This window comes from Gemmatimonadota bacterium (assembly GCA_026706845.1).
In the GTDB taxonomy this organism is placed as follows: domain Bacteria; phylum Latescibacterota; class UBA2968; order UBA2968; family UBA2968; genus VXRD01.
Genome location: JAPOXY010000036.1, coordinates 1 through 23,826, shown reverse-complemented (window position 1 = coordinate 23,826; position 23,826 = coordinate 1). Strand labels below are relative to the sequence as shown.

Annotated in this window: 24 protein-coding genes and 1 pseudogene; 14 read left to right on the top strand and 11 right to left on the bottom strand. The window is 52.3% G+C overall.

Going from position 1 to position 23,826, the window contains the following annotated elements:
• Positions 1 to 10: 10 nt before the first annotated feature.
• Positions 11 to 133, bottom strand: a complete 123-nt coding sequence (locus OXG87_03705) for a hypothetical protein (protein MCY3868636.1) — start codon at positions 131 to 133, stop codon at positions 11 to 13.
• 198 nt (positions 134 to 331) lie between these two features.
• On the opposite strand from OXG87_03705, the gene OXG87_03700 reads away from it, so the two are divergent.
• The 4 genes and pseudogenes from OXG87_03700 (at position 332) to OXG87_03685 (ending at position 2,644) form a co-directional block, all read left to right on the top strand.
• Complete coding sequence (locus OXG87_03700) at positions 332 to 679, top strand: nucleotidyltransferase domain-containing protein (GenBank protein MCY3868635.1); 348 nt, start codon at positions 332 to 334, stop codon at positions 677 to 679.
• Positions 680 to 728: 49 nt separating this feature from the next.
• Positions 729 to 1,082 (top strand): annotated as a pseudogene (locus OXG87_03695) (HEPN domain-containing protein).
• Between the two features lie 31 nt (positions 1,083 to 1,113).
• The gene (locus tag OXG87_03690) at positions 1,114 to 1,395 is read left to right on the top strand and encodes a hypothetical protein (GenBank protein ID MCY3868634.1); all 282 of its coding nucleotides are present in this window, start codon (positions 1,114 to 1,116) and stop codon (positions 1,393 to 1,395) included.
• A gap of 277 nt (positions 1,396 to 1,672) precedes the next feature.
• Positions 1,673 to 2,644, top strand: a complete 972-nt coding sequence (locus tag OXG87_03685) for a transcriptional regulator (GenBank protein ID MCY3868633.1) — start codon at positions 1,673 to 1,675, stop codon at positions 2,642 to 2,644.
• Here OXG87_03685 and OXG87_03680 read toward each other — a convergent pair.
• The 3 genes from OXG87_03680 to OXG87_03670 form a co-directional block, all read right to left on the bottom strand.
• A complete protein-coding gene (locus OXG87_03680; GenBank protein ID MCY3868632.1) occupies positions 2,637 to 2,969 on the bottom strand; it encodes a type II toxin-antitoxin system PemK/MazF family toxin in 333 nt (110 codons plus the stop codon). The genes OXG87_03685 and OXG87_03680 overlap by 8 nt on opposite strands.
• A complete protein-coding gene (locus OXG87_03675) occupies positions 2,947 to 3,147 on the bottom strand; it encodes a hypothetical protein (protein ID MCY3868631.1) in 201 nt (66 codons plus the stop codon). Before OXG87_03675 ends, OXG87_03680 begins: the two co-directional genes overlap by 23 nt.
• Positions 3,148 to 3,385: 238 nt before the next feature.
• Positions 3,386 to 3,565 carry a hypothetical protein gene (locus OXG87_03670; protein MCY3868630.1) on the bottom strand — a complete coding sequence of 60 codons (180 nt, stop codon included), beginning with the start codon at positions 3,563 to 3,565 and terminating at the stop codon, positions 3,386 to 3,388.
• A 70-nt stretch (positions 3,566 to 3,635) separates the two neighbouring features.
• Between OXG87_03670 and OXG87_03665 the strand changes: the two genes are divergently transcribed.
• A complete protein-coding gene (locus tag OXG87_03665) occupies positions 3,636 to 5,057 on the top strand; it encodes a CRISPR-associated endonuclease Cas3'' (protein MCY3868629.1) in 1,422 nt (473 codons plus the stop codon).
• A 313-nt stretch (positions 5,058 to 5,370) separates the two neighbouring features.
• Entirely contained in the window at positions 5,371 to 5,760 is a 390-nt protein-coding gene (locus OXG87_03660; protein ID MCY3868628.1) for a clan AA aspartic protease, read from the top strand.
• Positions 5,761 to 5,895: 135 nt separating this feature from the next.
• On the opposite strand, the gene OXG87_03655 is transcribed toward OXG87_03660, so the two are convergent.
• The 4 genes from OXG87_03655 to OXG87_03640 are packed head-to-tail and all read right to left on the bottom strand — an operon-like array spanning position 5,896 to position 9,956.
• On the bottom strand, positions 5,896 to 6,849 hold the full coding sequence (locus OXG87_03655) for a hypothetical protein (GenBank protein ID MCY3868627.1): 954 nt from the start codon (positions 6,847 to 6,849) through the stop codon (positions 5,896 to 5,898).
• Between the two features lie 40 nt (positions 6,850 to 6,889).
• A complete protein-coding gene (locus tag OXG87_03650) occupies positions 6,890 to 7,690 on the bottom strand; it encodes a M48 family metallopeptidase (protein MCY3868626.1) in 801 nt (266 codons plus the stop codon).
• Positions 7,687 to 8,577, bottom strand: a complete 891-nt coding sequence (locus OXG87_03645) for an LD-carboxypeptidase (GenBank protein ID MCY3868625.1) — start codon at positions 8,575 to 8,577, stop codon at positions 7,687 to 7,689. Before OXG87_03645 ends, OXG87_03650 begins: the two co-directional genes overlap by 4 nt.
• Complete coding sequence (locus OXG87_03640; protein MCY3868624.1) at positions 8,574 to 9,956, bottom strand: Mur ligase family protein; 1,383 nt, start codon at positions 9,954 to 9,956, stop codon at positions 8,574 to 8,576. The genes OXG87_03645 and OXG87_03640 overlap by 4 nt, the downstream gene beginning before the upstream one ends.
• A gap of 222 nt (positions 9,957 to 10,178) precedes the next feature.
• Here OXG87_03640 and OXG87_03635 point away from each other — a divergent pair, with 222 nt between their 5' ends.
• From OXG87_03635 to murD, 8 genes are all read left to right on the top strand, one after another.
• Positions 10,179 to 11,321, top strand: a complete 1,143-nt coding sequence (locus OXG87_03635) for an aldose 1-epimerase family protein (GenBank protein MCY3868623.1) — start codon at positions 10,179 to 10,181, stop codon at positions 11,319 to 11,321.
• A 15-nt stretch (positions 11,322 to 11,336) separates the two neighbouring features.
• Entirely contained in the window at positions 11,337 to 11,678 is a 342-nt protein-coding gene (locus OXG87_03630) for a YkgJ family cysteine cluster protein (protein ID MCY3868622.1), read from the top strand.
• Positions 11,679 to 11,760: 82 nt separating this feature from the next.
• Positions 11,761 to 12,423 (top strand): DUF4159 domain-containing protein, encoded by a 663-nt coding sequence (locus OXG87_03625; protein MCY3868621.1) that lies wholly within the window; start codon positions 11,761 to 11,763, stop codon positions 12,421 to 12,423.
• A 10-nt stretch (positions 12,424 to 12,433) separates the two neighbouring features.
• Positions 12,434 to 15,724: a hypothetical protein gene (locus OXG87_03620; GenBank protein ID MCY3868620.1), complete on the top strand. Its 3,291-nt coding sequence runs from the start codon at positions 12,434 to 12,436 to the stop codon at positions 15,722 to 15,724.
• Positions 15,699 to 17,528, top strand: coding sequence for a tetratricopeptide repeat protein (locus tag OXG87_03615; protein MCY3868619.1), 1,830 nt, complete (start codon positions 15,699 to 15,701; stop codon positions 17,526 to 17,528). Before OXG87_03620 ends, OXG87_03615 begins: the two co-directional genes overlap by 26 nt.
• Positions 17,525 to 18,844, top strand: a complete 1,320-nt coding sequence (locus OXG87_03610; GenBank protein ID MCY3868618.1) for an asparagine synthetase B — start codon at positions 17,525 to 17,527, stop codon at positions 18,842 to 18,844. The genes OXG87_03615 and OXG87_03610 overlap by 4 nt, the downstream gene beginning before the upstream one ends.
• Positions 18,845 to 18,857: 13 nt before the next feature.
• Entirely contained in the window at positions 18,858 to 19,844 is a 987-nt protein-coding gene (locus OXG87_03605) for a MoxR family ATPase (protein MCY3868617.1), read from the top strand.
• Positions 19,845 to 19,864: 20 nt separating this feature from the next.
• On the top strand, positions 19,865 to 21,217 hold the full coding sequence (gene murD, locus OXG87_03600) for a UDP-N-acetylmuramoyl-L-alanine--D-glutamate ligase (GenBank protein MCY3868616.1): 1,353 nt from the start codon (positions 19,865 to 19,867) through the stop codon (positions 21,215 to 21,217).
• Positions 21,218 to 21,226: 9 nt separating this feature from the next.
• Here murD and OXG87_03595 read toward each other — a convergent pair whose 3' ends face one another.
• From OXG87_03595 to OXG87_03585, 3 genes are all read right to left on the bottom strand, one after another.
• On the bottom strand, positions 21,227 to 22,078 hold the full coding sequence (locus OXG87_03595) for an RNA polymerase sigma factor RpoD/SigA (protein ID MCY3868615.1): 852 nt from the start codon (positions 22,076 to 22,078) through the stop codon (positions 21,227 to 21,229).
• Positions 22,079 to 22,185: 107 nt separating this feature from the next.
• On the bottom strand, positions 22,186 to 22,668 hold the full coding sequence (locus tag OXG87_03590) for an 8-oxo-dGTP diphosphatase (protein ID MCY3868614.1): 483 nt from the start codon (positions 22,666 to 22,668) through the stop codon (positions 22,186 to 22,188).
• Positions 22,669 to 22,672: 4 nt separating this feature from the next.
• Positions 22,673 to 23,641 carry a quinone oxidoreductase gene (locus OXG87_03585; GenBank protein MCY3868613.1) on the bottom strand — a complete coding sequence of 323 codons (969 nt, stop codon included), beginning with the start codon at positions 23,639 to 23,641 and terminating at the stop codon, positions 22,673 to 22,675.
• Positions 23,642 to 23,826 lie beyond the last annotated feature (185 nt).

Genomic DNA, 23,826 nt, shown 5'->3' with positions numbered 1-23,826 from the left:
CCCTTTAAGCCTATTTTAATTCCACCGACACCTCTGGCGCGCTTGCCGCGCCGCCAATTTTTATGCGTATGGGAATGGTTCTGCCCAGATGAAATCCAGCAAATTGAATGGGCATATCCCGCACATAATCCACCTGCCCCTTCAAGGCCGTGTGCTATCCCCATGACAGACCCGCCAGACAATCCCCCCCACAACCCGACACACAACAAGACCCCGTCCAACTTTCCCTATTTTGACCCTTTTCGCACTCGGAAATGCTTTTCTTATAAGTATAAATTGGTTACTCTCTAGGTAGGCAGACTGTACCAAAACCTCTCAATTTTTCAGAATTATGGCCTTAGAAACTTTGACATTGACGCGCGAAGAACGCATTTGGCTTGAAGCTTACCAGAAAGCTCTGGAAGCACAATTTGCGAATCTTATCAAAGATCTCATTATCTTTGGATCCAAAGCGCGTGGATCATCCGATGAGGACTCTGATCTGGATGTTCTCGTTGTCATCCACGAGGGAGATTGGAAAACGAAGAAGTCGGTTGCTGAACCCGGATACACGCTCGCGATTGGCACCGAAGTTGTGCCCTCACTTATCGTACTTACTGCTGAGGAATGGATATACCACCAGGACTATGAAGCCCCCTTCTGGCAAACCGTTACGCGGGATGGAATACCTGTTTTATGAACCAAGAAAACATTGTTTCAGAATTTAACGCGGCCTAAAATCCCTTCAGGCAGCTCAGATACTAATGAAAGAAGATCTCTACGAAGACGCTGTCTCACGAGGTTATTACGCTGTGATGCATGCAGCAAAAGCGGCTTTGTTCTATCACAACACCCTTGCAGAATCTCATGCTGCATTACGCCGGCTCTTTGGGAAAATACTGGTCAACCCCGGTCATATTGAAAAGGAGTGGGCACGCATTCTTTCACAAGAACAGGATCAACGGATTGTTGCGGATTACAGTATTCAGATACCCATTTCTAAAGAGGCCGCGGACGATTTAATAGAAAATGCAGAAAAATTTATAGCAAGAATAAGAACCTATTTGCAAGAATGTGGCGTAAAATTGCGTATGAAAAAATAAAAATAATAAGATCGCAGAAATGGAGGCATAAATGAACGTAAAAGAAGCCGTACGGACGGCGAACAAATACATAACCGAACTATTTGCCGACGAGGAAGTTCAGGACTTAGGACTTGAAGAGGTGGTATTCGACGAAACAGCAAATGCCTGGAAAATAACCATAGGGTTCTCTCGTCCATGGGAACGGAGGAGCCTGGCAGCCAACCTCGGGGGACAAGACTGGAAGAACCGTTCGTTCAAAGTCGTTGAAATCAATGACCACACCGGTGAAATCGTAGGTATGACCCATCGCTCTCTAACCACCTCAAATTGATCTAATGCGATTTAAAGTCGGTGGAATAACCACGCTCTCCTGGCTCTCATTTTGTCTATACCTTCATCTCGTTGATTTGGATTCATACCAAAATATTCCCATTTTGTCTCCTGCTGAATTTGTCAATCAATACACTATCCTCCCATAACTTACCCTCTCTAAAATCCCACCCACAACGCGCCCTATTTTGATTCCGTTTATCCCATCCCACGATTTTTTTATCATGTGTAGCGAAAGTCGCAACACCCATGTCTTATATTGTCACACAGGAGGTTTTATGGACCGCGACGAAACCCGCGCAGAACGACTCAAAATGCTGGAAAATTTGCTTTTTCAATCTTCCCGAGGGCTAACTGCTCGTGAAATTGCCGAACGCTTTGGGTATCACCGCACCACTGCTTATCGCGACTTGCGTTCTCTTGAGCGATCTGGCGTGCCGATTTGGGAAGAAAATCACCATTTTGGCGTTGTGAAAGACCGCTATATCACATCTGTACGCGTGAATCTGCACGAGTCCCTCGCACTGTATCTCTCGGCCCGATTGCTCGCAGCGCACAGCGACAAACACAATCCGCATGTCGTCTCTGCACTTGAAAAACTCGCCAGCGCACTTCCCGAATCAATCGGTCAACACATCGCCCGAACCGCCGAAGCCACGCACAAGCGCAGACCGCATCGCGAGTACATCCGCATTCTGGAGACCTTTACCCGCGCGTGGTCTGAACGCAAACAGGTGCGTTTGACGTATTACAATCCATACACCGATGAAACCACCAGGCGCGTCTTTGACCCATACTTCATCGAGCCGTCCCCTGTGGGATATGCCTGTTATGTGATCGGGTATGACCATTTGCGCCGCGACATCCGAGAGTTCAAAATCGAGCGCGTGCAACAGGTCAAAATTCTCGATTCGTCATATCAGATTAGGGACAATTTCGATCCCTACGATTATCTGACACAAGCATGGGGCGTCATGGGCGGCGATGAGCGCATCGTCGTCAAACTCCGCTTCTCGCCCAATGTGGCATACCGCGTGCGGGAATCGGATTGGCCCTGTGTCGATGCCATTGACAACCAGCCAGACGGTGGCTGCCTCATGACTTTAACCGTGAGCCACACGCTGGAGATGAAACCGTGGATCAGAGGCTGGGGCGCAGATTGCGAAGTGATAGAACCAGAGGAATTGCGACAGGTCATCGCAAAGGATATGATCGCGGCAGGAAGGATGTATGAAACGAAATCTATGTGAGATTCAGCCAACTTCGCAAAGATACAATCAATGTCGTTAGATCTTTCTGTGCGAGATGTCCCACTTTCTTGAGAATCAAGTTCTGATGAATGGTATATATGCCTCGTTTAACAGCAGACGCAACATTGAGTCCTGATTGCTTCCAATTCTCCAGCACAAACTCGCCCGGCAAAAGATTCGTTATTTGGCTGGTAAGAGGGACAATAAAGACATCTTGAGAAACATGTGGCGCACTCACAATAATAGCTGGACGCACTTTGAACACACGCAAATCAGAAAAGGGATATCGAACAAGTACAATATCATTCATCAAGTAATCGGGCATATACATCGTCCTTTTTATTATCCCAAATCTGTTTCAGGGTTTCCTGGCTGGCTTCTTGCCAAAAAATATTATCGTCGGGCAACATAGTGACCAATACCTTTTGCCCCTCAGGCAATGTAATGCTTTCTAACGTTTCGATTTTTCCGTCTTTCACAATACCCAAAGCAGTGCTAAGCATGAGTAACTCCTTAAAGGGGTGTGAGCAGGAGATCAAAAAAGTAGCGGCCAGGGACATTGTCCTGAGTCGGTTGACACCGGCCCATTCTGGTCGCCGAATAAGATATAGCCAACTTCGGAACGAAAAGCAACTTTTTTGGAAAGAAATTATCCTGGAATCAGACCTTTTAATAAGGACTTGAATGAGAGAAATCATATCCAGCGGATTTGCAGACTGAGGTCGCGTATAGTCGTATTGGTTATACCGCTTTTTCATCTGCAATTTTTAACCGCCTGGGTGTCAATTTAACGACCTTTCGCCCACTTTCTTGCTGGCGTTTTTTTGCTGCCGCAAACAGGGCACGCACATTATAGCCATGTGATGCCGCCAGTTGTTCGCGAATCGTTCGAACTTCCTTTATGATATGGTCGTGGTTCATCACTTACTCTCCTGACAGTTCCTCTGGGATGCAGAAAATAGAAAAGCCGCATCATAGGTGCAAGTTAATCTTGCATAGTGAACAAAATTTCACTACATTTAGCCGCTCAAAAATTCATTCAATTCGAAATTTTGACAAGATCAAATTTAAATCTGAGGAAATTATGCAACAGAGGACAGATAACCACAGGAAGTATTGGGGCAAAGCTGGATATGGGGCTGAGAAGATGACAGTACATATTTTGCCATACCATTGCTTAGACGTCGCTGCTGTGGGACAAATATTTTTAAAAAAAAATGAGCGAATAAGAACCACATTAGCATATCTGACGGACTTGGACGAAAATCACTTAGTTCAATACATGACCTTCTTTTTAGCACTACATGATGTTGGCAAATTCGCAGAAGGTTTCCAGAATTTGCGTCCTGATTTATTAAAAAAACTGCAAAATCGGGAAAGCAACAAGGGCTATAATCTACCTCATGACACACTGGGGTATATTCTCTGGAAAGATTGTATCCGAACATATTTCCAAAAAATAAATTTTCTGCCGAAAACCAGCACGTCTGGTCGTCGTGTTCGAGAGACGGGATACGACTATTGGATGCGTGCCATAGCCGGACATCACGGGCAACCTCCCAAAGAAGGGCAACAAATTTTATCAGATTATTTTGCTGATGAAGACATCATATCAACAAAAAGCTATATCCAGGCAGTTATTGATCTGTTGTTTGAAGACGTTATGACCTTACCAGAAATAGACCGCTCCAAGTTGCGAATGGCCTCTTGGTGGCTGGCTGGGGTTGCAGTTCTGTGTGACTGGATTGGGTCAAATGCTGATTTCTTTTCTTATTGTGATGTATCAATGCCGTTGGATGAATATTGGCAATTGGCATTGAAGCAGGCAGAGAAAGCAACGGATCTTACAGAATTGCTAATAGATACGCCTGTTCAAGAGCACAATTTGCAGGATTTGTTTGCGCCGGATATTAAAATTCCAACACCGTTGCAGTCAAAATGTGGAGAATTGACGATTGGCAAAGGGCCTTGCCTTTATATCCTCGAAGATGTAACAGGTGCAGGAAAAACTGAAGCGGCTGTGTTGTTAGCAAACCGGTTAATGGCACATCAAAAGGGGGCTGGCCTGTATATTGCCTTGCCAACAATGGCGACTGCAAACGCCATGTTTGAGCGTATGAAAGGTGATGATAAACAGCCAGTGTATCAACGCCTTTTTCCACAAAACACGCAACCTTCTATTGTTCTGGCACACAGCGCACGCAATCTTTCCCAATCTTTTCGTCAGGCAGTTGTACCTGAGTCCAAAAACCCTGAAGAAAATTATGGCGATGAGACAATACCTGCAAGTGTACATTGTAGTGCCTGGCTATCAGATAATCTCAAGAAAGCATTATTAGCTGCTGTTGGCGTCGGTACAATTGATCAGGCATTATTAGGCATCTTACCATGTTCCCCACGCAGGTGGGGATGAACCGGCTTCGATGTTCCAACCGCTGAAATCGTTGCATGTTCCCCACGCAGGTGGGGATGAACCAACCTCTATCCAGCCTGTTTTCATCCGACCTTCATGTTCCCCACGTATGTGGGGATGTACCATTTCAGTCCTTGTTTTATTGGAAGACCTCTGTATATTCCCCACATACGTGGGGATGGCCCGATCACGATGGAAATGATCGCGAATGACGAAATATGTCCCCCACTAATGCGGAAAGTGCATGTAGGCATACATCCCTCAAAACCTTTAGATAGAATCTATTCGCAACCAACCCGATAGGAGAACCACCATGTCCGCGGTTTATGTTGACGTAACAATCCGCAATCCCTCAGATCGACAACGTAGCTGGACCGACAAATTCCAGGTCGATACTGGCGCGTTCGACTCGCTCGTGCCGAGGGTGCGCCTTGAAGAGATTGGACTTGAACCGAGGGGTAGTCGCGATTGCGTACTTGCAGACGGAAATCCTGTGGCCATGGATATAACCATCGCCGAGATCGAATTCGAGGGAGAAATCGTCGGTGGGACTATTGTGTACGGAGAAGAAGGAGCGGAACCATTGCTCGGCGTTACCGCTTTAGAATCCGGTGGATTTGAGGTTGACCCTCGGAATGAAAAACTGAAACGGTTACCAGCCGTTCTGCTGAAGGCTTCTCAGGGCTTTGTTCGCGGCGATTGAAGGAAACGGATAACATGAACGACAACAAAGATGGCTTCGTGGGCGGTTTTATCAAAGGCTTTTGCGTCGTTTTTTTTGGCGGATTGATAGTGCTCGGCATAGTCATCGTCATCGTGCTGGCTCTTTAAAAAAAATTTATTTTATCTCCACCGCCACCTCTGGCGCATTTGCCGTACCGGTAATTTTTACTCGTATGGGAATGGTCCCGCGTCCCAAACGAAACCCGGCAAATTGGATCGGCATATCCACATCCAGCACATAATCCAACTGCCCACCCAAAGTCTTACCATTCAACGTACAAGCTATATCTGAAGCAGTGAACTTTGTCCCATCGAGAATCACCTCATCGCCCTGCACCTGAAAAACCACCGTCACATCTTTGAGCGGGACCTCATCGGCATTTATCAAACCCCATTGCGCCATCGGGTGCAACAACCGCTGTAAAAAATTCCACTTCACAATGCGCCCCTCGGCCATACTTGCAGTACCGCTCACACTTGCCCCTGAAACCTGAGCCATTATATCAACCGCGCCGTAAAGCGGAATATCCCAGCCAATCGAATGCACGACCTGTTCTGCCTGGGCATTCGCAAGCGACACAGAACCATCCCACGCGCCATTATCCCACACCAGATCACCCGTGAGCGTACCTTCGTACACCTGCCCTTTTATCTGTGAGAGATATAAACGCCCATTTTGGGGGTACAAATCCATCTCCAAACGGCGGAACACAAACTCAACGCGCCCCTGTCTCCCAGGCGAAACAACTGCATCTTCCAGCACCAACTCACCCCACCACCTATCACCCAAAAACCACGCACTCGGCGACACATGCACCTGTGCCTGCTCCGCGACCAACAAAGGGTTAGAACCATCCCCATTTCCCACCCACAAACCCGAAATCACCACACCATCAGACAGCCCCCACTCTATACCGTCAAACATCACCTCTCTGCCCAAAGCCGGCGACAAACGCGGCTGCACAATCGCCTTTAACCGCTGCGGCGTCACATACCAGTACGCACTGGCGGCCACAACAATCAGAACCGCCGCAAAAATCGGAAAAAACCACTTGAGAAAACGAACCATAGGAAGTATGAAGTAGGAAGTGTGAAATTCGCAAAGGCTACTAACGGCCTTTACCTCCGCCGATACGGGCGCGGATTTGCTCGAACCGCGCGGATGTCTTTTTAAGGCCCGCAGTATTCGGAAGTTTGGCAATTTCAGATCGAACAAAATCGATGCGCGACTGCGTTGGAGGATGGGTCGAAAACAACACTTCCACACCCTTTGGATCTCTTTTTTTTAACTTCAACAGCGTCTCAAAAAAACGCGCTATGCCCTCGGGATCAACCCTCGCATTCACCATGCAATGTACCGCGAACTTATCGGATTCGCGCTCTGCTTCTCGTCCGTAGCTCAGCACGCCCAATCCCCCACCAAAACCTGCCAATTGGGCGATGATTTTTCGCCTCATAGATGGATCCCCATCACCGGAGATAATATCCACGAACACGGCAACACCATACTGCTGTGAAATTTTCTTAGCCCCGTGATGCATCTCCACATGCCCAATCTCGTGCCCGATCACGCCAGCCAATTCCGACTCGGTCTCAGCCGCTTTAATCAACCCGAGATTCACGTACACAAATCCCCCTGGCAGAGCAAATGCATTCACCTCGGGTGCATCGACCACCTTAAAATAATATCGAAACTGTGACCGTGCCGACACCCGCACCAGAGCCTGACCCATGCTATCTACATAAGCGCGCACCAGCGGATCCCTGTACAATCGCACGGACCGCTCCACCTCTCGGGAGGCTTGCCTGCCAAGCTCCACCTCTTGCTCGGGCGTCAACAAATTCAGTCGATTTATCACCGCGCATGACATCGTCAAGGCAATGATCAATATCAGGGGTATTTTTTTCATAGATCAAATTCCAATACATCCCGTACAATTCTGACGCCCAGACCAATCGGCAGCACCCGCCGCGCCTTGCCGTGTCCATAAGGCAAGCCACAAAAAACCGGACAGGACACCCGTGCGGCAAAATCATCAATCACATCCTCGACACGGCCCTCTGTCTCGCGCTCGGGTTCGCAATCCACAAACTCGCCAAACACCACACCTGCGACGCGATCAAACACCCCGGCCATCGCCAACTGATTCAGCATCCGATCCACGCGATACGGCGGCTCATTCACATCCTCCAGCACCAGCACAGCACCGTCCAGTACTGGCAAAAACTGCGTACCCACCAGCGACACCACCAGCGATAAACACCCCCCAATGAATGGACCATTCACCTCGCCATCGCGCAGAGGCGTTAAACCAACGCCCTCAAACCGATGCGAACACACCGCTTCCCATAATGCCTGCTCAGTCTCCTGGTCAACACCTTCTGCTGTCGCATCCGAACAGAGCAAAAACCCGGAAAACGTCACCAATCCCGTTCGCGCAAAAATCGCCAACTGCAACGCCGTCGTATCGCTCAACCCCACCAGCACCTTTGGATTTTGGGCAATAGACGTCCAATCCAAAAACTCTAAAATGCGGGCTGCCCCATACCCGCCGCGCGCGACAAAAATCCCCTTCACATCCCCATCGGCAAACATCGCATTCACATCATCTGCACGCGCCCGATCCGCCCCCGCCAAATACCGCTCCTGAGCGTAAAGCGCCGCCCCCTCGCGCACATCAAACTCTTTCGCACGCAAAAACGCCAGCCCGGGGGCCAACCGCTCGCGCTCAAAAGACCCGGACGGCGCAATCACCCCCACCGTATCGCCCGGTTGCAATTCAGGAGGCAAACTCATCGCACCCTGCTCTCAATCTGTGACAATATATCTCTTGCAAAATCCGTCAGCGAATCATCCCGCGCACCCATCACCACAACCCGATCGCCATTCCGGGCCTCCTCCGCCAAACGCACAACAATATCCTCGCGCCTTTCAATATACTCAGCCCGCCGCCCAGCACGCGCAATCTGGGCAATCAAGTCTCCCGACGAAATATCCTTTTGCGCTGTCCCGCCGGCATAAAAAATCTCCGACATAATCACCAGATCATCCGCATCCATCCCATTGACAAATGCCGAAATCAGCCCATCCATCAAAAACCGCGTTGGCCCAAACCCGTGAGGTTGAAACACCGACAGCACGCGCCCGGGCTGCGCCTTTAGCGTAGCCAAACTCGCGGCAATTTTATCCGGATTATGTGCAAAATCATCGATCACCGTCACCCCTCGCGCCCTGCCCACCACCTCCAGCCGTCTGCCAATCCCCTGAAAATCACCCAATGCTTCTGCCCCATCCTGTACGCTTATCCCAAGCACCCCACACGCGGCAATAGCCGCCACCGCATTGGCGACATTATGCCGTCCAGGCACGCGCAACCGACAAGCCTGCCCATTGACAATGCACCGCACACCATCGGGCAATAACGCGACACCGGTAGCTTTCACATCTGCCCCCTCGCAATCCACCCCAAAAGTCACTCGCCGCTTTACGCCCTGCGTCAAAGCCATCGACCGCTCACACAAACGATTCACCACCACCGCATCTCTTGCCCGCGCGCAAAACGCCCCAAAAAGCGACTCCAACTCCGCCATCGGCTTGTGATCCAGCGAAATATTCGTCAACACCGACACCGTCGGCTCGTAAAGCGCAATCGTGCCATCGCTCTCATCTGCCTCAATCACGACCAACTCGGCATCCCCGCACAGTGCATTGCCCAATCGCGGTGGCTGAACAGCATCGCGCATCATCCCCCCATTGATCACCGTGGGATCGCGCCCGGTCCTGCTCAAAATATGACCAATCATCCCCGTCACCGTCGATTTCCCACTCGTACCCCCCACGGCAATCCCCGTTCCCCGATGGAACAAGTCCGCCAACACCTCTGCCCGCTTGCGAATAGCAATACCGCGATCCAGCCCCGCCTGTACATCTAAAATCGTCGGCTCGACTGCACTCGACACCACCAGCACATCCACATCTGCATCCACGCCCGACCCATCCTGCGGAAACAACACCACCCCAAGCGCCTGCAACCGCGCGTACAAATCCGCATTCTGCCCCTGGTCATAGCTGCGATCCGACCCGCGCACCGCATGGCCTTGATGCAACAACACCTGTGCAATGGCACTCATGCCACTGCCACCAATACCGCAAAAGAAAAAAGTTTGTTTTTTCATTACAATCGCCAATGCTGTAGAAGTTGCGTAAAATCAGTATAAAATTAAGTCCTTATACCCATTTTGACAACCACCCCGGCAGCATCAGGCGGCGGCATCTCTACGTTGCGCTTTTCACCTCGCACATTTTCCCGTATATTCTGACGATCATAGACAACAAAAGGAGCCTGCCCCAACGACGGGCGGGCACGGGGGCACCGCCCCTACACAGAAGGAATTCCCATGGAAGGCATGTATCGCTTTGTCCTCACCGATGTCGAACGCGCACTCTGGACAGAATCGTGGACCATCGATGAATCCACCCTGCCACTTGGCACAAAACATACCTGGCGCGTGCAAAAAACCGCCCTCAAAGGCGGCGTACAAGACGGGGTTGACCTCATAGAACTCGACAACGGGGCACTCTCCGTATTCATCGTCCCAACGCGCGGCATGGGAATATGGAAAGGCACTTATCGCGGCATATTCCTCGGCTGGGAATCGCCCGTGCGCGACCTCGTCAACCCGGCCTTCATCGAACTCAACGACCGGGGCGGCCTGGGATGGCTCAAAGGCTTTAACGAATGGATCGTGCGCTGTGGCATCGACAGCAATGGCGCCCCCGGCAACGACATCGTAATCGACAACAACGGCAACGAAGCCGAAGTCTTTGTTCCCCTGCACGGCAAAATCGCCAACATACCCGCGCGCTATGTCGAAATACAAATCGACCTGACACCACCCCATCGCATCACCGTATTGGGCATCGTCGATGAAACCATGATGTTTGGTCCCGCGCTGCGCCTCACCACAGCCATATCGACCGAACTCGGCAGCAACAACTTCACCATAGCCGATCAAGTGACCAACCTCAACGACAAACCCGCTGAAATGGAACTGCTCTACCACTGCAACTACGGCGCACCCATCCTCGAAGAAGGCGCATCTATCGTAACACCGCACAAAACCGTCTCCCCACGCGACCCACGCGCAGAGGAAGGCTTCGGCACCTTTGACCAATGCCTCGGTCCCACCCCGGGTTATATCGAACAATGTTATTTTTACGAACTCGCTGGCAACAGCGAAGACAACACATCTGTCCTGCTCAAAAACGCCGAAGGCAACATAGGGTCTTCGCTCCACTATTCACTCAAACAAATGCCGTACTTCACCCTCTGGAAAAACACCGCAGCAACGCGAGACGGATATGTCGTAGGCCTCGAACCCGCCACCAACTATCCCAACGCCAAAAGCTTTGAACGCGATGCTGGGCGCGTCATCACACTCAACGGTGGCGAAACCCGGCACTGCGACCTCACCATTGCCGTTCACGACACCAAAAGTAGCGTACAGGCTGCAGAGCGTGAAATCGAACAAATGAAGTAAAAACAGGACTTTCCCATGCCCAGAACCCTTGGCAAAATGCGCGAACAGGCTATAGGCAAAGTGCGGCGCTTCTTACTGCTGCGATTTCGCAAAGCCTACGTCGCGCAACAAGAAAAAAACCGACAGGGCGAATGCAACCAGTGTGGCAACTGCTGCGAACTCCTGTTCAAATGCCCATTTCTCATCAAAAATGACACTGGGGACACCCTGTGCAGCATCTACGAAAACCGTCCACAACAATGCGCGGCATTTCCAATTGACACGCGGTGTTTATCCGAAGTTGACTTCGACTGCACTTACACCTTTGGCACAGAGCCTTCCATCCTGCAAATAGACAAAGTAAAAACTGAAACATAAGAGACCTGACCTCCGATGGGCGGGCACAGGGGCACCGCCCCTACAACGGAACCGAAAACCGCCTTCTCGCGTTAAAAAAACCATGCGCCATTTCTACCTCTTACTCCTGATAATCTCTGCGCCCAGCCTGGCGCAATTGCAAGACCCGCCCGCTGCATTCACCATAGCGCGTCTCAAATACGACGGCGGCGGTGATTGGTACAATGGCCCAACAGAAATCCCCAACCTGCTCGCATTTATCAGACAGCACACGCCCATACGCACCGCCGAGCAAGAAGCTCAGGTCGCGCTCACCGACGAACACCTCTTTGCCTATCCCGTGCTATTTCTCACAGGCCACGGCAATATCCGATTCTCCGAAGAAGAACTGCGGCGCTTGCGCCTCTATCTCGAACGCGGCGGCTTTCTCTTCGCCAACGACGACTACGGCCTGGACGAATCCTTTCGCCGGGAAATCAAACGCGCATTCCCCGACAAAAAACTCGTCCCATTACCCCCGTCTTTTGGCCTCTTCAAAACGCCGTTTCAATTTCCAAATGGCTTGCCAAAAATCCACGAACACGACGGCGACCCACCTCAAGCTCTGGGTCTATTTCACGAAGACCGCCTGATCGTCTTTTACAACACAAGTAGCGACATCGCCGATGGATGGGATGACCCCGACGTACACAACGACCCGCCCGAAAAAAGACAAGAAGCCCTCAAAATGGGCACCAATGTCATTGTATGGGCGCTAACGCACTGACTACTGTTCCATGACCTCACACTCTGCACATCAAAAACTCACCCACCGCCTCACGAGATTGCGCACACTGCTGGCGGCGAATCGGGCACTGACAGGCGTGGGACTCGCACTGATATTTATCCTCAGCGCTGGAATTGCCCTCGTCATCCTCGAATCGATATTCTACCTGCGCCCAATCCTAAAAATTATTTTAGAGAGTTTGTGCGCCCTGTGCCTCTTATACTTGCTCGCCCGCTTCTGCGTCCTGCCATTTATCAGACCACCCAGCCTCGACCAGATCGCACTGCGCGTGGAACAACACTTTGGAGGCCTCCAGCAACATCTGATCAACGCCCTCCAATTGTGGCGACAAAGAGACCGCGAAGAACACGCCACCGCACTCGTCGATGCCGCAGTCATCCAGGCAGAACGCGCCACACAGCATCTTCCGTATGAAACACTCATCAATCGCAAGCCACCCATCCGCGCTGCCACGGCGGTTGTCGTGCTCGCCCTCATCGCGCTCTTGCTCCACGCGGGATGGCCCACGGCCTTATCTGGCGCAGCCCAACGCCTCGCAAACCCCCAAACCCCATACACCCGCCCGCCAGACACGTACATAATTTTGCAACCGGGCAATATCGAAATCATCGGTGGGGAGCCTCTTACACTCACCGCACAATTTGCGGGCATTGTTCCGCGCACTGCGCGTCTGTATGTGCGCGAAAAAGGCGTACAAACGTGGGCGTCTTTTGTCTTGCCAGTCAAACAAACGGACGCGTCTCACCACTTTCCCAATGTCACGCGATCTTTTGATTACCGCCTGTCTGCCCACGACGCGCAAACCCCCACCTACACCGCAACCGTACACCCGCGACCCATTGTCACGCGCATCTCGCACCGCGACCGATTTCCGCCACACACAGCCCTGCCCGACCGCATCGATCAACAGGGCGGCGACATAATTGTACCAATCGGCACAGAAATCTCATTGACCATTGAAGCCAACAAACCCCTTGAATCGGCCTCGCTCGTATTTGACGACGCAACCGAATTACCCGCCTCAGTATCTTCATCGCTTGCACAGGCGACCCTGACAGTGAAAAAAGACGGGCGCTATCGCATACACTTGCGCGATCCCCAGATGATCGCCAACAAAGATCCCGTAACATATCGCATTGTCGCGCTACCCGACCAACCGCCCGATGTGCGCCTGTTGCGTCCGGGACAAGATATCGACCTCACAGAATCAATGCGCGTCTCCCTCGTTGCCGAAGCCTTTGACGACTATGGCGTCTCGCGCCTGCAACTCAGATATCAGAAAGACGACAACACAGACCACATCCTTCCAATTATCACAACGCCCGGTCGCGAAATTGAGACATCTTATCACTGGGACATGTCCTACCTCGACTTGCTACCTGGCGATCAAATCACCTACAGAATTCGCGCTTACGACAACAATCCCAACCCCTCTTATGGGGAAACAGCCACCTTTACAATTCGCATGCCCAGCCTGTTTGAAATCCATCGAGAAGCGGACCAAACACAGCGCGAAAGCATCGACGAGATCGAAGCCGTACAACAACGCGGCCGCGAACTCGACGCGCGCCTCAAAGAACTCGCCCGCGATATGCTCTCCAAAGACAAACTCGATTGGCAGGAAAAACGCGAACTCGAAAAAGCACGCCAAACACAGGAACAACTCGCCGAACAAATTGAATCCACAGCCGAACAACTCGAACGCGCACTTGACCGCCTGCAAGAAAGCGGATTGCTCGAAGACGACACCTTGCAAAAACTCGAAGAACTACAAACATTGCTCTCGCAAATTCGCACGCCAGAACTCGATGATGTCATGAAAAAATTGGACGAAGCCATCAAAAATGCCGATGCAAACATGGTGCGCGAAGCCCTCGAACAATTTCAGATGGCGCGCGAAAAATTCCGCGAAAGCATCGACCGCACCCTCGCCCTTCTGCGGCGCGTGCAACAACAACAAACGCTCGACGCCCTCAACCAAAAACTCGAAGAACTCGCCCACGCTCAGGACCAGATCACGCAAAATATCGAACGCGAGTCTGCCGAAGACCTCATCCGCCGCCAGGCGCGAATCGCCCGAGACACCGAACAACTGCGCACAGAACTTCAACAGGCATCGCAAAAAATGGACAGCCCCACTGACGGCGAACTCGACCAAATCGCCAATGCAATACAAAACAAACAACTCACCCCCCGCATGGATCAAGTGCGACAGGACCTCGCCCGGGGACAACGACAAAGCGCGGGACAAAACAGCGATTCTCTCGCCCGGGACTTGCAAAACCTGAGCCAGAACCTGGCTCAGACCCGCCAGGGATTTATCCAGCGACAAAAAGATGAGATCGCCAGAGAACTCAACCGCGTATTGCACGATTTGCTCACCTTATCCCGGGCGCAGGAACGCACGGCACAGCGCGCCAATGAGGCGGGAAACCGCGACGACACTGCTCCCCTCGCCCTGGACCAGGCGCGTGCGATAACCGGGGCATCGCGTATGGCGCAACGCCTGATGGACGCCTCGCAAAAAACCTTTTTCATGCCCCCCCGCGCTCAGGCATCCCTCGGTCATGCCTTAAACAAAATGGAAGCCGCTGCCGAACAACTCAACGCGAGCAATGCCAATCAGGCTGCCCAACTCGCCCGCGAAGCCATGGGAGAAATCAATCGCTCAGCCATGATGGTACAACACGCACTGGGGCAACTCGCATCGTCAGAATCGGGCACGGGCTTTGAAGAAATGATGGCAAAAATGGCCCAACTCGCCCAGCAACAGGGATCACTCAACGCCCAAACCGAAAATCTATTTGGGCAACCCGGGCAAAGCGGCCAACCCTCGTGGCAAAAACTCGCAGCCCGACAGCGCGCCATCCGGGACGCCCTCAATGCCCTGCGCGGCGAATTGGCGCGGCAACAGCGCGAAATGCTCGGCGACCTGGGTAAAATCGCCAGCGACATGCAGGAAACCGCGCGCGACATGCGACAGCGCCGGGTCGCCCCCCAAACCCTCATGCGACAGCGACAGATCCTCTCTCGCCTGCTCGATGCCCAACAGGCAATGAGATCGCGCGGAAAAAGCAAAAAACGACAGGCGCGCACGGGCGTAAATCTGACCTATCGCGGACCGGGATCTCTCCCCGCAGATTTGGGAGAAGCCGACAACCCACTGCGCCATTTGATGCGCGACGCCCTCAAAGAAGGGTATTCACCCGAATACCAGGCCCTTATCCGGCGGTATTTTGAAAACTTAATTGAAGATGCGAAAAAGACAACGGACGAATAAAATTTGGTTTTTTCGAGGTAGTTGCTATATCGCCATCCTCCTCTTACTCGCGGGAACGGCAATCGCATCTGCCGAGCAGATCAATGCCGCGCTACGGCGCGCAATAGCCCTTGAAGCAAAAAAGGACTTCACGAGCGCGATCCACATCTACCGCGGGCTTTACATCCAGCATCCCCATCGCGCCGACCTTCTCATGCGCCTCGAATCCGCACTTTCGCGGGCGGGCAGATATGACGAAGTCGCCGTGCTGTTTCGCCAACGCCTCTTATCTGTTCCAAACGATAACAACGCGCGCCTTCGTCTGGGCATTGCCCTCTTTGAACTGGGCCAAATAGATTCCGCCGCCGCATCCTGGGAACTCCTGCTCCAGAAAGCGACCAGCACACACCCCTTTGCCATCATTGCCGACCGCTATCGCAAACGCAACCTCGACAAACGCGCCGAACAGACCTATCGCCGCGCGAGAATCGCACTCCAGGACACAACGCTGTTTGCCCGCGAACTCGCCGAAGTCGCCGAACGCCGCGCCCATTATCCCAATGCCGTGCGCGAATATCTGATCTGGATTCGACAAAACCCGCAGTATCGCGCACACGTTGAAGCACGCCTGCGCGACTTTGCCCAAAACGGCGACCAGCACGCCGAGATCTTTGACCTGCTCTCATCGCCCAAAGACCAAACCGATCTCAGCCTGCTCATCGAATACGCCCTGCCCGCTGGGTTTGTCGCGCAAACACTCGACCTTTTGCTCTCGCCCAATGCGCCCACAGACAATAACTGGAATTATCTGTTCCGCATTGCGCACTACGCCCTCGACAATGAAAATCCCCCAATCGCTATTGCCGCTTATCGGGCAATATGTGACCGCGCAGACCGTCCCCACCATCTCGCGCGCGCGCAATTGGGCCTGGGCAAAGCATATCAGCTTGCAAACCGCCCCGCCGAGGCACAAACCCACTACAGCGACCTCATCGCCCGCCACCCCAACCGCGCAGAGGCCGACGAAGCCCGTTTTCTCGTGGGCATCATCTTGCGCGACCACCACAATGACGCTGCAGGTGCCCAGCAGGCATTTCAAAACCTGATCCAGACCCATCGACGCAGCACCTGGCGATACAAAGCGCTATTTGCCCTCGCCGAAGGCCATCTACAGGCGAACGGCACAGATAAGACGCGGAATATCTACCACCAGATCATCGCCGAAAGAGCGACCGCCTCCGAAGCGACCGAAGCCCGCTTTCGCCTCGCCGAATTGCATTTTCTATCGGGCCAGATCGACCAGGCTCAAACCCTGCTCGACGCCGTGCTCAAAACAGATGTCAACCGCGACATCATCAACGACACCATCGCCCTATCCGCGCTATTACAAGAAGGTCAGCGCGCAGACGCAACCCTGCTCAACGCGTATGCCGGTGCCTGCCTCAAGCTGCGTCAAAAAGATCAAAACGGAGCATTGCACGCTTTTGAAACACTCCATCGCGCCCATCCGCAATCCTTTCTCGCGGATCGCTTGCTCGACCATCAGGCAAAAATATACGCCGACCAAAAACGCTACCCACAAGCCCTTCAGACCTATCGCAAACTCATCGCCACGCAACCCGAAAGCCCGCTTTCCCCCGCCGCATACATCGCACAGGGCGCGATCTACGACAAATACCTCGGACAATATTACGACGCGCAAAAAGTCTATGAAACCCTGCTCGTCAACTATCCCACAAGCCTCGAAGCCGACATAGCACGCGAGCGATTGCGAAACCTCCGACAAAAAATCGAAACCCTCGAAAAAACAAAGGAAGCGGGATGATATTACAACAAAAAAATGCAAGACACACATACTTCACACTTCTCATCCTGCTCCTCATCCTCGCAACATCCTCTCCCTGCACAGCGGCGATTGGTGGTGGAAGTGCGAACATCGGCAAAATACTCATCCCCATGGACGTATCGCAAACAGATCACCTCAAAGCCTACGGCATTGCGTATTGGGCATTGCAACAGGGCCATCCCGTCGAATGGTTGCTCAACTACCGCGGCGGATCCTTCCTCATCGACCACCACGAAACCATCGCGCGCGAAGCCCGCATCCGCGCCGTCTCCTTTCAGGCCATCTCAGCCGCGCAGGCCACGCGCATCTACGCCGACATTGAATCCGGCAACATGAACCGCATGCGCCTTGAAAAAGCTCCTCGTATCGCCGTCTATACCCCCCCGAACAAACAGCCCTGGGACGACGCCGTCACACTGGCCCTCACGTACGCGGAAATCCCCTACACCACATTGTGGGACGAAGAAGTCCTCAGCGGCAAACTCGAAAACTTCGACTGGCTGCACCTGCATCACGAAGACTTCACAGGACAATACGGCAAATTTTATCGCAGCCACGGCCACACCCTCTGGTACCGACAACAACAGGCCGGATTCAAAGCTCTCGCTGGCAAATTGGGATTCGCCAAAGTAGCCCATCTCAAAGGCGCGGTTGCACAGGCCATTTACAACTACGTCGCGCAGGGCGGATTTCTCTTTGCCATGTGCTCTGCCACCGATACCTTTGACATTGCCCTTGCAGCGCGCGGAATCGACATCGTCGATAGCGTTTACGACGGCGACCCCGCAGATCCACAGGCGCGTCAAAAACTCGATTTCTCGCGCACAGCAGCCTTTGAAAACTTCAACCTCGTTATGGACCCCCTCGAATACGAACACGCCGACATCGACCTGTCGCCCATTGAGATGAGCCAGGTCAAAAATGCCGATATCGACGCCTTTTCACTATTTGAATTCTCGGCAAAATACGATCCCGTACCCACCATGCTCACGCAAAACCACACGCCCATCGTCCCCGGCTTTTTGGGCCAGACCACGGCCTTTCGCAAAAACCGCATCAAAAAATCCGTCACCATCATGGGCGACATACCCGGCACAGACCACGTCAAATACATCCACGGCAACATCGGCAAAGGCACGTTCACATTTTATGCGGGACACGACCCGGAAGACTATCAACACTTTGTCAACGACCCGCCCACGCAACTCGCACTGCACAAAAATTCGCCGGGCTATCGCCTCATACTCAACAATATTCTCTTCCCGGCGGCGAAAAAGGAAAAACGCAAAACATAGGAAAGGAAACAAAATGCCCGAAGCATCACCTCGTGAAGAACTCCAGGCAGTTGAACAATTAAAAACCGCGTATGACCAGATCGTCGCCGAAATTGGCAAAGTGATTATTGGCCAGCGAGAAATCGTCGATCAGCTCCTCATTGCCCTCCTCTGCGGGGGCCATTGTTTGCTCGTCGGCGTACCCGGCCTTGCCAAAACACTCCTCATCAGCACCCTCGCACGCGCCCTTGACCTGTCTTTCAGCCGCATCCAATTTACCCCCGACCTCATGCCTTCGGACATCACGGGCACAGAACTCCTCGAAGAAGACCAGACCACCGGACACAAAGCATTTCGCTTTGTCAAAGGTCCCTTATTTGCCAACATCATCCTGGCTGATGAAATCAACCGCACCCCGCCCAAAACTCAGGCCGCCTTATTGCAGGCCATGCAAGAACACGAAGTCACCGCCGGGGGGGGAACCTTTCGCCTCGAAGAACCCTTCTTTGTCTTAGCCACACAAAATCCCATCGAACAAGAAGGCACCTATCCCCTGCCCGAGGCCCAACTCGACCGCTTCATATTTAACCTGTGGATCGATTATCCCACCCAGGAAGAAGAACGCGCCATTGTCAAAGCCACCACAGGTGCCCAAACCCACGACGTGCAGCCCGTAATCAACGCCGAACAAATTCGCGACCTCCAGCAACTCATCCGCAAAGTTCCAGTAGCCGATCACATCGTAGATCACGCGGTAGATCTCGTCCGCAAAACCCGCCCTCAAAATGCTGACACATCCATCGGCCACATGCTCAGATGGGGCGCAGGACCACGCGCCTCCCAATGCCTCATCCTCGGTGCCAAAGCGCGCGCCGTACTCAGCGGACGCTACGCACCGTCTATAGACGACGTATCTTTTGTCGCCAAACCCGTCTTGCGCCATCGCCTCGTCACGAATTTCAACGCCGAAGCCGAAGGCATCACCCCGGTCGATCTCATTGATCAATTGTTAAAAGAATAGCTTTCACCTGGAGATTACCCGTGAACCTAAAAGGCCAGCGCGTCACAGTAATGGGATTGGGATTATTTGGCGGGGGCGTGGGAGCAGTGCGTTTTCTGGTACGCGAAGGCGCGGTGGTGACAGTAACGGACTTGCGCCCTGAAAAAGACCTGCGCGCTTCGGTACGCGCCCTGAATGGATTACCCATCGCCTTTAAGCTGGAGGGGCACGAAGAAACAGATTTTCGGAACGCAGATTTAATTGTCGCCAATCCCGCGGTACCCCGGTCATCGCGATACTTGAAAATCGCAGAATCTGCGGACGTGCCCATCACATCGGAAATCTGCCTATTTGTCGAACGCTGTCCCGCGCCCATAATCGGCATAACGGGCAGCAGTGGCAAAACCACGACAACCTCGCTCATAGGAGAAATGCTCAAGCAAAAAGATAAACGCACGCGAATCGGCGGCAATATCGGAGGATCCCTGCTGGACGAATTGGATCTGCTACACGCCGATGTACCTATCGTACTGGAATTATCGAGCTTTCAACTCGACCGATTGGGCGATTTATCGTGGAGTCCTCACATCGCTGTCACAACCAACTTTGCGCCAAATCACATCGACATTCACGGATCTCTACAAGCGTATCGACAAGCCAAGCAACAAATCGTCAGGCACCAGACAAAAAGCGATTGGACAAGTGTCAACGGAGAATATGCCGAAATGTCTCGTTGGGCGGGTGCAGGGCAGCGGGTGGTATTTGCCGTTGAAGGCGAAGGAGATGTATTTGTCCGCGGGGGAAAAATTCAACATACAATCAATGGCGAGAAGCGAACCGTCTGTTCTGTAGATACCATATCCTTGCGCGGTCGGCACAACCTCGCCAACGCACTGGCAGCCACGGGAGCAGCGGTCATAAGCGGCGTATCTGAAGAAAAGATCGCCGAAGTATTGCAGACATTTCAGGGGGTACCGCACAGACTGGAGCCGGTAGCAGAAGTCAACGGCGCACTCTATGTGAACGATTCAATAGCCACGAGTCCCGACCGCACGCAAACAGCACTCCTATCATTTGACAAACCAATCGTGCTGATCGCCGGCGGCTACGATAAGGGCATTGCATTTGACGATCTGGGAGAGGCAATAGCAGAAAAGGTCGCACATCTAATAGTGATGGGCGAAACCGGGGAAGCAATTGCGGCAACGGCAAAAGGGAAAACCAATATTCACCGCGTAAAAAATTTGGAAGAAGCGATGGATTGCGCGACAAGCCTCGCACAATCTGGCGATGTGGTATTGCTATCGCCAGCATCGGCGAGTTACGACCAGTTTCGCAATTTTGAAGAGCGCGGTGAGCGGTTTCGAAAATGCGTGGAAAAATTGAGAAATTAGCGTTTCAGTTCAGGTATCATCGGCATAGGGCATCAATTTTCGCCCTCGCGTGGGATGGCGCAATTTTCGAAGTGCTTTTTCTTTTATTTGACGAATCCGTTCGCGCGTCAGGCGAAATTTCTTACCAATTTCTTCGAGCGTCATCTCCGCACCGCCGCCCAATCCAAAATAGAGTCGGATCACTTTTTGCTCGCGCTCATCAAGGGTGCTCAAAGCACTTGAGATTTCAGCTTTGAGGGTATTTCTCAATGCCATTGCGTCGGGTGACTCTTGAGAATTGTCGGGCATCATCTCAAGAAGGCTATTTTCCCCATCGCCAAGAGACGTATCGAGAGACAAGGTGCGCTGTCCGCTGGTGAGAATATCCATAACCTGCTCTACCGGAATATCCAATTCTTCGGCAATTTCTTCTTCCGCAGTGCGCGTCGAAGTCTCTTGCTGCCGGCTACTTCTACAGCGAGATATGCGTCTGAGCAATTCCACGCGATTGAGCGGAAGGCGCACGACCCTGGCGTGTTCCGCCAGGGTTTGTAAAATAGATTGGCGAATCCACCAAACAGCATAAGAGATAAACTTAAAACCCCTCGTCTCGTCAAAGCGCTCTGCCGCTGTGATCAAACCGACGTTTCCCGCGCTAATGAGATCCACGAGCGGTACGCCCTGATTTTGATATTCGTAGGCAACTGTAATCACAAAGCGCAGATTGGCTTCAATGAGTTTTGCCCGCGCTTCCTGATCGCCTTTGCGAATGCGAACAGCGAGCGCAACTTCCTCTTCGGAAGATAGAGGTTGAGACGAAGCCACATCTTCGAGATAGTGATGCAATGCATCTTTGGAAACACTTTTAGTCGATGTAGTCAAAATAATCACCTCATAAAAGAGAAAGTGAAGAGTTTGTTAAGTTTCGTTTATCAAACGCTCTGATATATAGCCATTCTACCGCAAGAGTCAAGTAAAAAACACACAGCCTACCACATCTCAATCTCGCTGGTCGCGACGGTTTTGCAGTCGGTCGAAAATGTAAATATCGCTCTGACGCGCTTATGCGCCAACACATAGGGATACCAATAGGTAGCATCATCCCACATGGTATCAAAGGGCAGGTGATCGATATCAAACCACACGGGGCGTATTTCCCCTGTTTCCGTCGGCTCGCCCTGCCACCTGCGCCCAATAAAAATACGGGTCGTGAGATTCCATTTGGGACGGGCGGGAAAATAAAACGTCACATGCCCGGCATCCACAAGGTCATGAGGTGACATCACAACGCCTGTTTCTTCACGCATTTCGCGCACAGCGGCTGCACGCACCGTTTCACCGGGTTCAATTTTCCCGCCAATACCCGTATATTTCCCCGCACCAAACCCGCGTTTTTTATAACCGAGCAAAACACGGGTTATGGGATCACCCCTCACGAGCAGTATCAGCGTGGTGTGATTTTCGATACACATGCGATTATGGGATCAACAGCACTTTCCCCGTAGTCAGCCGACCTTCGAGGCGATTATGTGCTTCGGCCGCATTCTCAAGAGGATGCGCTTCGCCAATACGCACATCCAGGCTGCCGTCTTGAACCCAACCCATAACCTCGCGGGTACGCTGGAGATATTCTTCGCGGGTCTGCGTGTAGCTATTGAGCGTCGGGCGCGTGAGATAAATAGACCCTTTTTGCGACAGAAGCAGAGGATCAATCGGCGGAACCGGCCCACTGGCATTGCCAAAAAAGACCATATAACCGCGCGGTTTGAGGCAATTGATGCTTTTCTCCCAGGTGGCTTTGGCAACAGAATCGTAAACCACCTCGACGCCCTGCCCATCTGTGAGGCGCAGAACTTCGGCTTCAAAATCCCGTTCGGTATAAAGAATAATATCATCGGCACCAGCGCCCCGTGCCAGAGCCGCTTTTTCTTCTGTAGATGTGGTGCCAATAACCCGCGCCCCGCGCATTTTTGCCATCTGTACGAGCAAAAGACCAACGCCTCCTGCGGCTGCGTGGATAAGGCAGGTATCGCCTTCTCGAACCGGATAGGTACTATTGACCAGATAATGCGAAGTCAGCCCTTGCAACATCACCGCGGCTGCGGTTTTAGTAGCGACATCTGAGGGAATTTTGACCACCTCGGCTGCGTCTGCGACAACTTGCTCGGCATAAGAGCCCTCCACACTTTTCCATGCCACGCGGTCGCCCTCAGCCAAATCCGAAACCCCCGCACCCACCGCGTTCACAATGCCCGCGCCTTCCAGTCCCAGCGTCAACGGCAAATTCAGAGGATAAAGGCCGGTGCGGTGATAGGTATCGATAAAATTGACACCCGCTGCTTCTACGGTAATCCGCACCTGTCCCTCGTCTGGATCTGCTACATCAATATCTTCAAAACTCAAAACTTCTGCACCACCGTATTGCGATATGCGAATAGCTTTCACGCGAATCTCCTTTTGATGAGAATAAGAATCCTTTGACAAAAACGGCGTTTTCAAAGTATATAGATATTACCGTAATCAGGCAATAGGAGGATAGAGTCAATGTCATCACATCAAAATATCGAAACACAGAACCGAGCCGTTAGGGAAAACGCGGGAATCTTCAACCGCAGCGAGCGGGGTAACGC